Source organism: Rhodoferax sp., assembly GCF_034520025.1.
Classification (GTDB): domain Bacteria; phylum Pseudomonadota; class Gammaproteobacteria; order Burkholderiales; family Burkholderiaceae_C; genus Allorhodoferax.
In genome coordinates this window covers 1025064-1038076 of record NZ_JAXHNZ010000001.1, presented here as the reverse complement: position 1 = coordinate 1038076, position 13013 = coordinate 1025064, and the positions used below count along the sequence as shown (strand labels likewise).

Sequence of the window (13013 nt, the reverse complement as noted above, 5' to 3'; positions counted from 1 at the left end):
CAGACACATCCGCTCTGTATCATCCCCGCCATGCTTGCCAAGTTGATGAGTTACTTTCTGTTGGGCCTGATCCGCTTTCTCACCGGTGCGCAAGCGCGCTGGCACGGCTGCCCGCCCAAAGCAGAACAGCGGATCTACTTTGCCAACCACCAGAGCCACGCCGATCTGGTGATGATCTGGGCAGCCTTGCCCAAGGAGCTGCGCCACATCACCCGCGCCATTGCCGCCAAAGACTATTGGACTAAGTCTCCCTTCAAACAATGGCTCACGACAGAGGTGTTCCATGTAATCTACGTCTCGCGTGACCGCACTTCCGAAGAAGATCCGCTGGAACCGCTGATCGAAGCGCTGGCCAACGGGGACTCGATCATTCTGTTTCCCGAAGGCACACGCGGACACACCGGTGAGCCACAGGCTTTCAAGGCCGGCCTCTACAACCTGGCCACCCGCTTTCCCAACGTGGTGCTGGTGCCCGCTTGGATCAACAATGTCCAGCACGTACTCCCCAAGGGCGAAGTGGTGCCCGTCCCGGTGCTGTGTTCTGTGACCTTCGGCGCCCCCATGCAAGTGGCTGAGGGCGAGGAGCGCCGGACGTTCCTCGACCGAGCGCGCAATGCGGTCGTGGCCCTGCGGGACGTGTAAGGCAATCCGATGTACCACTACCTGAAAGATCTAGGCCCGACCCAACAAGTGGGTGTGCTGTTCATCATCGTGTTTGGCCTCTTGCTGCTCTCCAGCATTGTGGCGTTTCTCATGTCTTTGCGGGAGCACGGCGACGATGAAACCGGCGACCGCAAGCGCGCAGAGCTGAAGAACTTGGACGGCATCATCCGCACCAGTTGGCTGATGGTGTTTGTGTTTTGGGTGGGGTGGTTGAGCGGCCCCTTGGTCGCCCTGAGCTTGTTCGGCGGCCTGTCATTTTTTGCGCTGCGTGAATTCATGACCCTGTCGCCCACCCGGCTGGGCGACCACCGCAGCCTAGTGCTGGCATTTTTCGTGGTGCTGCCCTTGCAGTACTGGCTGGTCGCCACCGAGCACTTCGACATGTTTGCGGTGTTCATCCCGGTGTATGTGTTCTTGGCCTTGCCGGTAGCGAGCGCGCTGGCGAATGACCCGCAGCGCTTTTTGGAGCGCAATGCGAAGCTGCAGTGGGGCATCATGGTGTGCATCTACGGCATGAGCCACGTACCCGCGCTCTTGATGCTGAAGTTTCCGGGCTACGACCACCGGAACGCGTTCATGGTGTTCTTCCTGGTGCTGGTAGTGCAGTTCTGCATGGCGGTGCAGCACCTAGTGTCCCGCAAGCTCAAACTGCCACCGGCAGCCCCTGCCATCAGCATGAGCTTCAATTGGCCGAGCTGGTGGATCGGCGTGTTTTCGGCCAGCCTGTTCGGCGCCTTGCTCGCCGGTATCACCCCCTGGGTGCCGGGTACCGCGTTTGCGTTTTCTTTTATCGCCTGCGTTGCAGGCACGATGGGCCACTTTGTCATGAAAGCGCTCAAGCGCGACCGGGGCATCCCGAGCTGGGGGGGCAATATGCGCGCAGTCACCGGTGCCGGCGGCTTGCTGGACCGGGTGGACGCCCTGTGCTTTGCGGCCCCGGTGTTTTTTCACTCTGCTCGGTGGTATTTTGACCTGTAGCTCCCGTAGATATTGCGCAAGCAGCTCCTAAATTTATAGCATGCGAATTCTTGGCATTGACCCCGGCTTGCGTACTACCGGCTTCGGCTTGGTAGATGTCGTGGGCGCGGATGTGCGCTATGTGGCCAGTGGCACGATCCGCACCGAGCACCTTGACACCCGGGCCCTGCCGGCGCGGCTCAAGGTCTTGTTCGACGGGATTGGAGAGGTCGTAGCGCGCTATCAGCCCACCTGCGCCTCGGTAGAAATTGTGTTTGTGAACGTGAACCCGCAGTCCACCCTGCTACTGGGTCAGGCCCGCGGAGCGCTGGTCACAGCACTGGTGTGCGCCAACCTGCCGGTGGCGGAGTACACCGCGCTTCAAATGAAACAGGCAGTAGCAGGCCATGGCCGCGCTCACAAAGACCAAGTGCAAGAGATGGTGAAGCGCCTGCTGCGCCTGCCCGGCTTGCCCGGCCCCGATGCGGCCGACGCCTTGGGCCTCGCGATCACCCATGCCCATGCTGGCAAGTCCATGGCCATGCTCGCCGGGAGCAATGGCGTGGGCGGTAACGGGAAAATCCGCTATCGTGACGGACGTAGCCAATGAATGCGGTTTTGACATGCAGGCCATCAAAATTTACGTTGGAATCCTTTTGGCTTTGTGTGCGGCAGCGATGCCCCGAGCGCAAACACTCACCGCATATACCGAAGAGTGGGCACCCTATAACTTTCAAGACGGCCGGGATGTCAAAGGCATCGCCACCGACTTGCTGCGGGAGGCTTGCAAAGACGCGCGCTTGAACTGCCGAGTGGAAATGGTGCCGTGGGCGCGGGGCTACAAAATTGTCCGCAATACACCGGATACGGTGCTGTTCACCACCGCCCGCAAGCCCGAGCGCGAAGACCACTTCTTGTGGGTGGGGCCAATTCAGTCGCGCAGCACCTGGGTGTTTGCTCGACCCCATCCTGCAGATGCAGCCGGCACACGAGAGTTCAACAAACTGCGCTTCGGGGTTGTGCGAGGTGAGGCGGCTTACCAGGACCTGCTAAACGCCGGGGTTGTGCCGACCTCGATGGTCGAAGACAGCTCCAACGCCAGCATCTTGCGGCTGCTGTTGTCTGGCGTGGTCGATGCTATGGTGGATACCGAGGTCGCGATGGCTTGGGCACTGCGCAGCAGCAGCCTCGACGCAAGCACAGTGATTAAGCACAGCAAGCTTGCAGACGAAGGAGCGTATTTCTACGCGTTCAATCTCAAATCGAATCCCGAAGTCGTGGGCCGTTTGCAGGCTGCCATCGACAAATTGAAGCGCCAAGGTCGGGTGGACGCCTTGGTGCGTCGTTACACCCAATCCTGAATCAAGATCTGAGCCCGCTCAAGCCCGGGTGTCTAACAAGGCGCCGGCCATTTTGTCGGCGGTTTTGAAAACCGACAAATTGGCGATGAAGCTGTTTTTCGCCTGCAACTGGCTCACCACGTCCTGCTCCAAAGCAGTCCCCACCTGCGAGGATTCGCGCACCGATGTGCTGACCCCGCCTCCCGCTTGGGCGGTTTGCACCGTGTCCTGGCGCTTGTACCCTTCAGTCGCCAGATTGGCCACGTTGTTGGCGCTGGCTCCCAGGCGGGTTTGCGCCGCGTTCATTCCGGAAAGAGCAATCGAGGAAATGGAGTTCATGGAAGGTGAGCCTTACGGTACCGTCTGCACATCGCAGACCGTTCCATTATCAACAGCGGCAGCACCATGACAAGCACCCGCTGGATAAGCGGCCGTTACCAGGCCCGAACTGGCTGGGCAAAGCCCTGTGGTGCCTGCTTGACGTCTTCAAAGGTCACCACTTCCCAAGCCTCGGGATGGGCTTGAAGCTCTCGCAACAGTTTGTTGTTCATGGCGTGACCTGACCGGCGGGCACTGTAGGCGGCCAACAGAGGTTTACCGACGATATACAAGTCGCCGATGGCATCCAGAATCTTGTGCTTCACGAACTCGTCGTCATAGCGCAAGCCATCGGCATTCAGGACCTTGTAGTCATCCATCACGATGGCGTTGTCCAGCCCCCCACCCAAGGCCAAGCCATTGGCACGCATCATCTCGACGTCTTTGGTGAAACCGAAAGTACGGGCACGCGCAATGTCGCGGGAATAGCTGCCGGTACTCAGATCGAATTCGACTTTTTGACCGGTGGAGTCCACCGCAGGATGGTTGAAATCAATCTCGAAGCTGAGTTTGTAGCCGTGGTACGGGTCGAGACGGGCCCACTTTTCGTTGGCGCCTTCGCCTTCCCGCACTTCCACCGGCTTGATCAGGCGGATAAATCGACGCGGCGCGTTTTGCAACTCAATGCCTGCGCTTTGCAACAGAAACACGAACGAGGCGGCGGAACCATCCAGAATCGGCACCTCTTCGGCCGTGATGTCCACAAACAAGTTGTCCACGCCCAAACCGGCGCAAGCGGACATCAAGTGTTCCACGGTGTGGACCTTGGCATTTCCGCAGGACAACGTGGAGGCCAAGCGGGTGTCTGTCACCGACTCGGCCGACACCACGATGTCCGGAGCATTGGCCAAGTCGACCCGCCGGAACACGATCCCTGTATCCGGCGCCGCCGGGCGCAACGTGATCTCGACACGCTGGCCGCTATGCAGGCCCACGCCAACGGCGCGGGTCAGGGATTTGAGAGTTCGTTGTTTCAGCACAGATCTATTGTAAAAGTAGCGTAATACGCCTCCGGAGCGGATGCCTTTGCCCTGAAACACGGTGGATCCGGCTCAGCCGGACCACTGGTGTTGCCCCCTGCAAGGGGGAAAGCGGCCACACGCAGTGCGCAAGCCGGGGGGTAGGTAAAAGGCTAGTCCGCCTGCTTACGCAGGAATGCGGGGATTTCGTAGTCGTCCATGCCGCCGCTCGACAGTGCGTCAACCTTGGCCGCTGCCTGGGTGCGGTTTGTACGCCACACGCTGGGTGTGGACATGCTGCCGTAGTCAGGCTGGCTCACCGACGATCCCACGCTGCCCATTGCGGGGCTTGCGCTTCCTGTGCTTGCCACTGTGTTCAGCGTGGGCAAATGGAAAGGCACGTTATCGGTACCGGTGCGCAGCACTTGCAGCGGAGGGGCGGTGCGGCGCGCGCCTTGACGGCTCAAGCCTGTGGCGATCACAGTCACGCGGATTTCATCGCCCAGTTTTTCGTCGTTGGCGGTGCCGTAGATCACGTGGGCATCGGCGGAAGCGCAAGCGCGGATAGTTTCCATCGCCATCTTGGATTCTTTGAGCTTCAAAGAACCCTTGCAGGCGGAAATCAGCACAAGCACGCCCTTGGCGCCCGACAGGTCAACACCTTCCAGGAGCGGGCAGGCCACGGCTTGTTCTGCGGCAATCCGGGCGCGATCGGGACCGCTGGCAGTGGCCGTTCCCATCATGGCTTTGCCGGGCTCGCCCATCACGGTGCGCACGTCTTCGAAGTCGGCGTTGATCTCGCCCTTCACATTGATGATCTCCGCGATACCGCCAACCGCGTTCTTCAGGACGTCGTTGGCGTGTGCAAAGGCTTCGTCCTGTGACACATCTTCATCGAGTACTTCAAGCAACTTCTCGTTGAGCACCACGATCAGGGAGTCCACATTGGCTTCAAGCTCGGCCAAGCCGGTGTCGGCATTGCTCATGCGGCGGCCGCCTTCGAAATCGAAAGGCTTGGTGACCACACCCACGGTCAGAATGCCCATTTCTTTGGCGACCTTGGCAATCACGGGTGCAGCGCCGGTACCGGTGCCTCCGCCCATGCCGGCGGTGATGAACAACATGTGCGCGCCTTCGATGGCTTGGCGGATGTCGGCCTCTGCCTGCTCAGCCGCTTCGCGGCCTTTGTCAGGCTTGCTTCCGGCACCCAAGCCAGTACCGCCGAGCTGGATGGTCTTGTGGGCCGAACTGCGGCTCAGCGCCTGAGCATCGGTATTGGCGCAAATGAATTCCACGCCCCCCACCGATGTCGAGATCATGTGCTCCACCGCATTACCACCGCCGCCGCCTACGCCAATGACTTTGATTTGTGTACCTTGGTTAAAAGCTTCTTCTTCGATCATTTCGATGCTCATGTTGTTACTCCTTGAATTGCAATATTGAATGGGTTGAAACCGGTTGTCAGGCAGAACTCAAGCAGGGACGACCAAACGGCCTGCCAACAAGATGTCGGCGAGCAAGCGCTTGGCATGCTCGGCCTCCGGCTTGGGAGCGGGATGGCTGGTGAGGAGCGTCCACACCACGTCATCGCTGACACCGAAGCGGCACAACAAAATGTCGCTATCGGCAATGCTGGTTTTCTGACTTTCTGACAACGTTTTGATAATTTCTGCAGCGTCTTGCGACATACCCAGTATTTTCACAGCGGACTGGAGGTCCTTCTGGATAAAACTCTGGGCCATATTCAAATAAGCCATATTTGCATCGCGAATTTCGGCCTTGATTTGGGCTTTCATATTTGTCATCTCCTGGGATTCAATATTTTTCGACGATTTTTTTTCCAACGACTGAGTGCAAACACGGTGGCGCTTTACGAAGGCGGGTCCTGCCCTCGATGGACCAGCACACGAACCAGTCCCCAGCAATGGCGGGGAAATAGGTGAACCACGAACACGTTGGTGAGCGGTGTAGACATGGTTAAAAGTTCCCCACAAACCAGTCCTTCACAGAACTGAAGGCTGATTTCATCGTGCCGGATTTCTGGGCGACCTTGTAACCACGCAAGCGGGCAATGCGGGCCTCTTCGAGCAGGCCCATCACCGTGGCCGCACGGGGCTGCGCCACCATGTCGGCCAAGGCACTGTTGTATTTGGGGATGCCTCTGCGCACCGGCTTGAGGAAGATGTCTTCACCCAGCTCTACCATGCCCGGCATGATGCAACTGCCGCCGGTGAGCACGATGCCACTGGAGAGCACCTCTTCATAGCCGGACTCGCGCATCACCTGATTTACCAGGGTAAAAATTTCCTCGACCCGAGGCTCGATCACGCCCGCCAGTGCCTGACGGCTCAGCATGCGGGGGCCGCGATCGCCCAGACCCGGCACCTCAACCTGGGTTTCAGGATCCACCAACAACTGCTTGGCGTGGCCCGACTCAACCTTGATGTCTTCCGCATCTTTGGTGGGCGTGCGCAGGGCCATGGCGATGTCGCTGGTGATCAGGTCACCAGCAATCGGGATGACGGCCGTGTGGCGGATAGCGCCGTTGGTGAAGATGGCGACATCGGTGGTACCGGCGCCAATGTCCACCAGCGCCACGCCGAGTTCGCGCTCGTCTTCGGTGAGCACCGACAGGCTGCTGGCCAGCGGGTTCAGCATCAGCTGCTCTACTTCCAGGCCACAACGGCGCACGCACTTGATGATGTTTTCTGCCGCGCTCTGCGCACCGGTCACGATGTGCACTTTGGCCTCCAAGCGGATGCCGCTCATGCCGATGGGCTCACGCACATCCTGGCCATCGATGATGAACTCTTGCGGCTCCACCAGCAGCAAGCGCTGGTCGGTCGAGATATTGATGGCCTTGGCGGTTTCGACCACACGGGCCACGTCGGCCTGGGTGACTTCGCGGTCTTTCACCGCCACCATGCCGCTGCTGTTGATGCCACGGATATGGCTGCCGGTGATGCCGGTGTACACACGGGTAATCTTGCAGTCGGCCATCAGCTCGGCTTCTTTGAGCGCCTGCTGAATGCTGGCCACCGTCGCATCGATATTGACCACCACACCGCGCTTGAGTCCATTGGTAGGTGCCACACCGAAACCGGCGAGTTTGAGCTCACCTCCAGGCATGACCTCGGCCACCACCGCCATGACTTTGGCCGTGCCGATGTCGAGGCCGACGACGAGATCTTTGTATTCTTTTGCCATTGTGTTGCCCTGCTCCGTTTGCGCTATTTCTTGCCGCTATCAGCCGCTGCCAGCGTGGTGACGCCACGTAACTTGACGGCATATCCGTTGACGTGACGCAGGTCTGCAGACTCCAGCGATCCGGGGCCGCGCCCGTAGAGTGAAGTCACTTGCGTCAACGTTTTCAAAAATTGTTGGAGTCGCTCCGCCACGACCTCCGGCCCACCGCGGCCGAGTTCAATCACGGCGCCGCCGTCCAGCCGTACCTGCCAACTACCGCGGTTAGACAGCGCGAGTTGCTCGACCTGCAGTTCCATACCTGCAAAGTAAGGCGCGAGCGTGCGGTACATCTGCAATACCTCGTCGCTTTCGCCATCGGGGCCGCTCAACTGGGGCAGCTCTTCTTGCTCAACCTCACCTACGTTGGCCTCAAAAACTTCGCCAAAGCTATTGAGCAAGCGGAGTTCAGGCCCATCGCCCCAGTAGGCAACGGCGACATGCTCTTGCAATTCAACCCGCAAACGGTTCGGAAACTCGCGCCGCACGACCGCATGCCGTACCCATGGCACCGCCTCGAAGGCAGCACGCACACGGGCCAGATCTACCGAGAAAAAGGTTCCACTCAAGCCGGGCGCTACATTGGCGCGCAGCGTTAGAGGGCTGTTGTGACTCATATCCCCCGCCACGGTGATGCCCTGAATGGCAAACACCTGCAACCGACCTAACCATTTGCCACCGGCAACGACCGCAAGGACCACAAAGCCCACGAACAGGAGCGCAGCGGTCCCGTTCATTAGCTTGACGTCCAGCGGTGTGTCGGCAGCAGAACTCACGCGTCGGCCTTCCCGTCGGTGGCGGTGCTTTGCAGCAGGCGCACACACAAGTCTTCGTAGCTGATGCCTGCGGCTCGGGCAGACATGGGCACCAACGAGTGACCAGTCATGCCCGGCGAGGTGTTGATCTCCAGCAGGTAAGGCGCGCGGGTCTTGGCGTCAATCATCACATCTGCCCGGGCCCAGCCGCGGCAACCCAGCACCTGGTAGGCCTTGCACACCAGCGCCTGGATGGCTTCCTCTTCGCCAGCAGGCAAGCCAGCGGGGACCAGGTATTGGGTGGTGTCAGTGAAATACTTGTTCTGGTAATCGTAGTTGCCCTCAGGCGCGACGATGCGAATAACAGGCAGCGCTTCAGGCCCGGAAGTCGGGCCCCAGATCGGGCAGGTGACTTCGTCGCCGGCAACGAACTGCTCACACAGCACATGGCTGTCGTGCTGGGAAGCCAGCGCGTAAGCAGCATCGCACTGGTCGGCTGTCATCACCTTGGTGAAACCGATGGACGAGCCCTCGCGTGCGGGCTTGACGATCATGGGCGCACCGAGCGCTGCAAACGCAGCGTGGGTTTCAGCGGCGCTCTTGACCTGTTGCCATGCGGGTGTCGACAAGCCTTCAAAGCGCCAGATGCGCTTGGTCATGACCTTGTCCATGGAGATGCTGGAGGCCATCACGCCGGAACCGGTGTAGGGGATGCCCAGCAATTCGAGTGCGCCTTGTACCGTGCCGTCTTCACCGAAGCGGCCGTGCAGCGCGATAAAGCAGCGATCAAAACCCTCGCGCTTGAGTTCATCCAGCGCTCGTTCTGAGGGGTCGAAGGCGTGGGCGTCCACGCCTTGCGAACGCAGCGCCTTGAGCACGCCGGTGCCCGACATCAGCGACACCTCGCGCTCCGCCGAGGCGCCGCCCATCAGCACGGCCACCTTGCCGAGATTTAGATTATTTTGGCTCATAGCGCTCGTCCCTGCTGCGCGAGCAGCTCCTTATTTTGTAGCAAATCAACAATTTTTCCGGGTACGGCTCCAATAGAGCCGGCACCCATGCAGATCAACACATCGCCGTCGCGTGCGTTGTCGATGGCGGCCTGCGGCATGGCGGCGATGTCGTCCACAAACAGAGGCTCCACCTTGCCGCCCACCCGCAGCGCGCGGGCTAGAGAGCGGCCATCAGCGGCCACAATCGGCGCCTCACCGGCGGCATACACCTCAGCCAGCAGCACCGCATCGGCACCGGCACCAATGACCTTCACAAAGTCTTCAAAGCAATCCCGCGTGCGGGTGTAACGGTGCGGCTGGAAAGCCAACACCAGACGACGACCGGGGAATGCCCCCCGCGCAGCAGCCAGGGTGGCCGCCATTTCGACGGGGTGATGGCCGTAGTCGTCAATCACCGTGACGACTCCACCGGATTCGCCCTCTTTGGCGGGCAGAGCGAGGTCGCCATAGCGCTGGAAGCGGCGGCCCACGCCCTTGAACTCGGCCAGCGCCTTGATGACGGCTGCATCCGGAATGTTCAGCTCCACTGCCACTGCAATCGCCGACAGGGCGTTGAGCACGTTGTGCAGACCGGGCAGGTTCAACACCACTTCCATGTCGGGCAGCACCACACCGTTGCGGCGTTGCACGGTGAAGTGCATCTGGCCGCTCATGGCGCGCACATTCACGGCGCGGACTTCAGCGTCTTCGTTGAAGCCGTAGCTGGTGATCGGACAGGTCACCTGCTCGCAGATGTCGCGCACCGCAGCGTCGTCGGTGCAGAGAATGGCAGTGCCATAAAAAGGCATGCGATGCAGGAAGTCGACAAACGCTTTCTTGAGCTTGCCGAAGTCGTGCCCATAGGTCTCCATGTGGTCGGCGTCGATGTTAGTCACCACCGCCATCACGGGCAGCAGGTTCAAGAAAGACGCGTCCGATTCATCGGCCTCGACCACGATGTGGTCACCACTGCCCAAGCGCGCATTGGCGCCGGCGCTGTTCAGGCGGCCGCCGATCACAAAGGTTGGGTCCAAGCCCGCTTCCGCCAACACGCTGGCCACCAGGCTGGTGGTGGTGGTTTTGCCGTGGGTACCGGCAATCGCAATGCCTTGCTTCAGGCGCATGAGCTCGGCCAGCATCAGCGCGCGGGGCACGATGGGGATTTTCATTTCGCGGGCGCGGATGACTTCGGGGTTGTCGGACTGCACCGCCGTGGAGGTGACCACGGCATCGGCACCACTCACGTGACCGGCCGCATGGCCCACATAGGTCTTGATACCCAGTGCGGCCAAGCGACGGGTAGTAGCGTTGTCGGCGAGGTCGGAGCCCGAAATTTCGTAGCCGAGATTGCTGAGCACTTCAGCAATGCCGGACATGCCGGAACCACCAATACCCACAAAGTGAATGTGCTTGACAGCGTGTTTCATGTAGCCAGCTCCTCGCAGGCGGCGACCACCGCATCGGTGGCATGTAGTTTTTGCATCTTTTTAGCTCCCAGCGCCTGCTGCATCAGCGCAGGTCGCTCTGTTTTTTGTAGCATTGCTGCCAAGGATTCGGGCGTCAGCGTGGCTTGCGGCATCAGCCAGCCGCCCCCTTGCTCGACCAGGAATCGGGCGTTGAACGTCTGGTGATCGTCCACCGCGGACGGGAAAGGCACGAAAGCCGCTGGCGCACCCACGGCGGCCAATTCGGTCACGGTGCTGGCTCCAGCGCGGCAGATCACCAGGTCCGCATCGGCAAATGCCAAGGCGGTGTTGTCGATAAACGGAGTCAAAAGGGCTTGCACCCCTGCGGCGGCGTAGTTGGCGCGCAGTTCGTCAATTTGTTTCTCGCCCGCCTGATGGGTCACGATGGGGCGCTGCCCCTCAGGAATCAGGGCAAGTGCTTGCGGCACCACCGTGTTGAGGGCACGAGCGCCCAAACTGCCACCCACCACCAGCACCTTGAGGGGGCCACAGCGGCCGGCAAAGCGCTGCTCAGGAGTGGGCAGATTCAAGAACTCGGCACGCAAGGGGTTGCCGATCCACTCGGCCTTGGGCATCACGCCCGGGAACGCTGAAAACACCCGATCCGCCACACCGGCGAGCACCTTGTTTGCCAAGCCGGCCACCGAGTTCTGCTCGTGCAATACCAAAGGCTTGCCACACAGCACGCCCATCATGCCGCCCGGGAAGGTGATGTAGCCGCCGAGGCCCACCACCACATCAGGGCGCACGCGCCGCACCACTTGCAGGCTTTCCCAGAAAGCGCGCAACAGTTTGAATGGCAAAAAAGCCAGGGTCTTCAAGCCCTTGCCACGTACACCGCCGAAGTTCACCAACTCCAGTGGAATGCCGCGGCTGGGCACGATACGGCTTTCCATGCTGCCGGGGGCTCCGAGCCAGTGGACACGCCACCCTTTGTCGATCAGCGCCTGCGCCACCGCCAAGCCCGGGAATATGTGGCCGCCTGTACCGCCAGCCATGATGAGAGCGACTTTCTGCTTCATACCCGCCCCCCATGCATCAACTGGCGGTTCTCGTAGTCCACCCTCAGAACCACCGCAATGGCCACGAGATTGATCAGAATCGCAGAGCCGCCGTAACTCAGCAGCGGCAGGGTCAGACCCTTGGTGGGCAAGGCACCCAGGTTCACCCCCATGTTGATGAAAGCCTGAAAGCCCATCCACACGCCCACGCCTTGGGCCACCAGCCCCGAGAACACGCGGTCCAAGGCAATCGCCTGTCGGCCGATGTGCATGATGCGGCGAGTCAGCCACAAGAACAGGCCAATCACCAGGACCACGCCGACCAGACCAAACTCTTCCCCGATTACCGCCAACAAAAAGTCGGTGTGGGCCTCTGGCAGCCAGTGCAGCTTTTCCACACTGCCGCCCAAGCCGACACCAAAAATCTCACCCCGACCGATCGCGATCAAGGAGTGCGAGAGCTGATAGCCCTTGCCCAAGGCATGCTTTTCGTTCCACGGGTCGAGGTACGCAAAAATGCGTTCGCGCCGCCACTCGGAAGTGGCGATCATGAGTGCAAACAACAGCACCATCACCGCAGCAATCAGAAAGAACATGCGGGCATTGACGCCGCCCAGGAACAAAATGCCCATCGCAATCACGGCAATCACCATGAAGGCACCCATGTCAGGCTCGGCCAAGAGTAGCAGGCCGATCACCGCTACCGCCACCGCCATCGGTGCAACCGCGCGGAAGAAATGCTCTTTGACTTCCATTTTGCGGACCATGTAGTCCGACGCGTACAAAAGCACCGCGAATTTGGCAAGCTCGGAGGGCTGAAAATTCATGACGCCCAGCGAGATCCATCGCTTGGCGCCATTCACGCCACGGCCCACACCGAGCACCAGAATCAGCAAAATCAACGACACCACAAACAACCACGGGGCCAGGCGCTCCCACGTCTGCAGCGGGATCTGAAAAGCAATTAGCGCTGCGACGAAGGCCACCATCAGCGACATGGCGTGGCGCACTGCAAAGTGGGTATGGCTGTAGAAGGTGAATTTGGGGTTGTCCGGCATAGCGATGGATGCGGAATACACCATCACCAAGCCCCACAGCAGCAGCGCCACCGTGACCCAGACCAAGGGTTGGTCAAAGCCCTTGACTTGCGCTGGCGTGGTACTGGCAGAGAAAGACCCACGCCCGCCCAAGCGCACTGGCAGTGCACCGGTGGCCTCGGCCTCCTTGGGTGCAAACCAGCCAGCCAGCGCGCGGGGCAT

General features: G+C 60.4%; 14 protein-coding genes. 4 read left to right on the top strand and 10 right to left on the bottom strand.

Going from position 1 to position 13013, the window contains the following annotated elements; genetic code table 11:
* Positions 1-30 precede the first annotated feature (30 nt).
* Genes U5L73_RS04960 through U5L73_RS04945 form a run of 4 tightly spaced genes read left to right on the top strand, consistent with a single transcriptional unit; the run spans position 31 to position 2981 of the window.
* Positions 31-642, top strand: a complete 612-nt coding sequence (locus tag U5L73_RS04960) for a lysophospholipid acyltransferase family protein (protein WP_322561301.1) — start codon at positions 31-33, stop codon at positions 640-642.
* A 9-nt stretch (positions 643-651) separates the two neighbouring features.
* A complete protein-coding gene (locus U5L73_RS04955; protein ID WP_322561300.1) occupies positions 652-1641 on the top strand; it encodes a phosphatidate cytidylyltransferase in 990 nt (329 codons plus the stop codon).
* 40 nt (positions 1642-1681) lie between these two features.
* On the top strand, positions 1682-2230 hold the full coding sequence (ruvC, locus tag U5L73_RS04950; protein WP_322561299.1) for a crossover junction endodeoxyribonuclease RuvC: 549 nt from the start codon (positions 1682-1684) through the stop codon (positions 2228-2230).
* 13 nt (positions 2231-2243) lie between these two features.
* Positions 2244-2981 (top strand): substrate-binding periplasmic protein, encoded by a 738-nt coding sequence (locus U5L73_RS04945; RefSeq protein ID WP_322561298.1) that lies wholly within the window; start codon positions 2244-2246, stop codon positions 2979-2981.
* A gap of 18 nt (positions 2982-2999) precedes the next feature.
* Here U5L73_RS04945 and U5L73_RS04940 read toward each other — a convergent pair whose 3' ends face one another.
* The 10 genes from U5L73_RS04940 to ftsW all read right to left on the bottom strand — a co-directional run bounded on the left by U5L73_RS04940 (position 3000) and on the right by ftsW (position 13013).
* Complete coding sequence (locus U5L73_RS04940; protein WP_322561297.1) at positions 3000-3299, bottom strand: flagellar basal body protein; 300 nt, start codon at positions 3297-3299, stop codon at positions 3000-3002.
* A gap of 95 nt (positions 3300-3394) precedes the next feature.
* Positions 3395-4318, bottom strand: a complete 924-nt coding sequence (lpxC, locus tag U5L73_RS04935) for a UDP-3-O-acyl-N-acetylglucosamine deacetylase (RefSeq protein ID WP_322561296.1) — start codon at positions 4316-4318, stop codon at positions 3395-3397.
* A gap of 152 nt (positions 4319-4470) precedes the next feature.
* A complete protein-coding gene (gene ftsZ / locus U5L73_RS04930) occupies positions 4471-5712 on the bottom strand; it encodes a cell division protein FtsZ (protein WP_322561295.1) in 1242 nt (413 codons plus the stop codon).
* A gap of 57 nt (positions 5713-5769) precedes the next feature.
* Positions 5770-6093, bottom strand: a complete 324-nt coding sequence (locus U5L73_RS04925) for a flagellar transcriptional regulator FlhD (protein ID WP_322561294.1) — start codon at positions 6091-6093, stop codon at positions 5770-5772.
* 181 nt (positions 6094-6274) lie between these two features.
* Positions 6275-7504: a cell division protein FtsA gene (ftsA, locus tag U5L73_RS04920; RefSeq protein ID WP_313881704.1), complete on the bottom strand. Its 1230-nt coding sequence runs from the start codon at positions 7502-7504 to the stop codon at positions 6275-6277.
* 23 nt (positions 7505-7527) lie between these two features.
* Positions 7528-8316: a cell division protein FtsQ/DivIB gene (locus U5L73_RS04915; protein WP_322561293.1), complete on the bottom strand. Its 789-nt coding sequence runs from the start codon at positions 8314-8316 to the stop codon at positions 7528-7530.
* Positions 8313-9266: a D-alanine--D-alanine ligase gene (locus tag U5L73_RS04910; protein ID WP_322561292.1), complete on the bottom strand. Its 954-nt coding sequence runs from the start codon at positions 9264-9266 to the stop codon at positions 8313-8315. The genes U5L73_RS04915 and U5L73_RS04910 overlap by 4 nt, the downstream gene beginning before the upstream one ends.
* A complete protein-coding gene (murC, locus tag U5L73_RS04905; RefSeq protein ID WP_322561291.1) occupies positions 9263-10714 on the bottom strand; it encodes a UDP-N-acetylmuramate--L-alanine ligase in 1452 nt (483 codons plus the stop codon). Before murC ends, U5L73_RS04910 begins: the two co-directional genes overlap by 4 nt.
* Positions 10711-11775: an undecaprenyldiphospho-muramoylpentapeptide beta-N-acetylglucosaminyltransferase gene (gene murG / locus U5L73_RS04900; RefSeq protein ID WP_322561290.1), complete on the bottom strand. Its 1065-nt coding sequence runs from the start codon at positions 11773-11775 to the stop codon at positions 10711-10713. The genes murC and murG overlap by 4 nt, the downstream gene beginning before the upstream one ends.
* Entirely contained in the window at positions 11772-13013 is a 1242-nt protein-coding gene (gene ftsW / locus U5L73_RS04895; RefSeq protein ID WP_322561929.1) for a putative lipid II flippase FtsW, read from the bottom strand. Before ftsW ends, murG begins: the two co-directional genes overlap by 4 nt.

Bases quoted from the DNA above. Each gene is read 5' to 3' on its own strand.
- ftsW (WP_322561929.1), bottom strand. From the start codon at position 13,013: ATGCCCCGCGCGCTGGCTGGCTGGTTTGCACCCAAGGAGGCCGAGGCC.
- U5L73_RS04940 (WP_322561297.1), bottom strand. From the start codon at position 3,299: ATGAACTCCATTTCCTCGATTGCTCTTTCCGGAATGAACGCGGCGCAA.
- ruvC (WP_322561299.1), top strand. From the start codon at position 1,682: ATGCGAATTCTTGGCATTGACCCCGGCTTGCGTACTACCGGCTTCGGC.
- murG (WP_322561290.1), bottom strand. From the start codon at position 11,775: ATGAAGCAGAAAGTCGCTCTCATCATGGCTGGCGGTACAGGCGGCCAC.
- U5L73_RS04960 (WP_322561301.1), top strand. From the start codon at position 31: ATGCTTGCCAAGTTGATGAGTTACTTTCTGTTGGGCCTGATCCGCTTT.
- U5L73_RS04955 (WP_322561300.1), top strand. From the start codon at position 652: ATGTACCACTACCTGAAAGATCTAGGCCCGACCCAACAAGTGGGTGTG.
- ftsA (WP_313881704.1), bottom strand. From the start codon at position 7,504: ATGGCAAAAGAATACAAAGATCTCGTCGTCGGCCTCGACATCGGCACG.
- U5L73_RS04925 (WP_322561294.1), bottom strand. From the start codon at position 6,093: ATGAAAGCCCAAATCAAGGCCGAAATTCGCGATGCAAATATGGCTTAT.
- ftsZ (WP_322561295.1), bottom strand. From the start codon at position 5,712: ATGAGCATCGAAATGATCGAAGAAGAAGCTTTTAACCAAGGTACACAA.
- U5L73_RS04910 (WP_322561292.1), bottom strand. From the start codon at position 9,266: ATGAGCCAAAATAATCTAAATCTCGGCAAGGTGGCCGTGCTGATGGGC.
- murC (WP_322561291.1), bottom strand. From the start codon at position 10,714: ATGAAACACGCTGTCAAGCACATTCACTTTGTGGGTATTGGTGGTTCC.
- U5L73_RS04945 (WP_322561298.1), top strand. From the start codon at position 2,244: ATGCAGGCCATCAAAATTTACGTTGGAATCCTTTTGGCTTTGTGTGCG.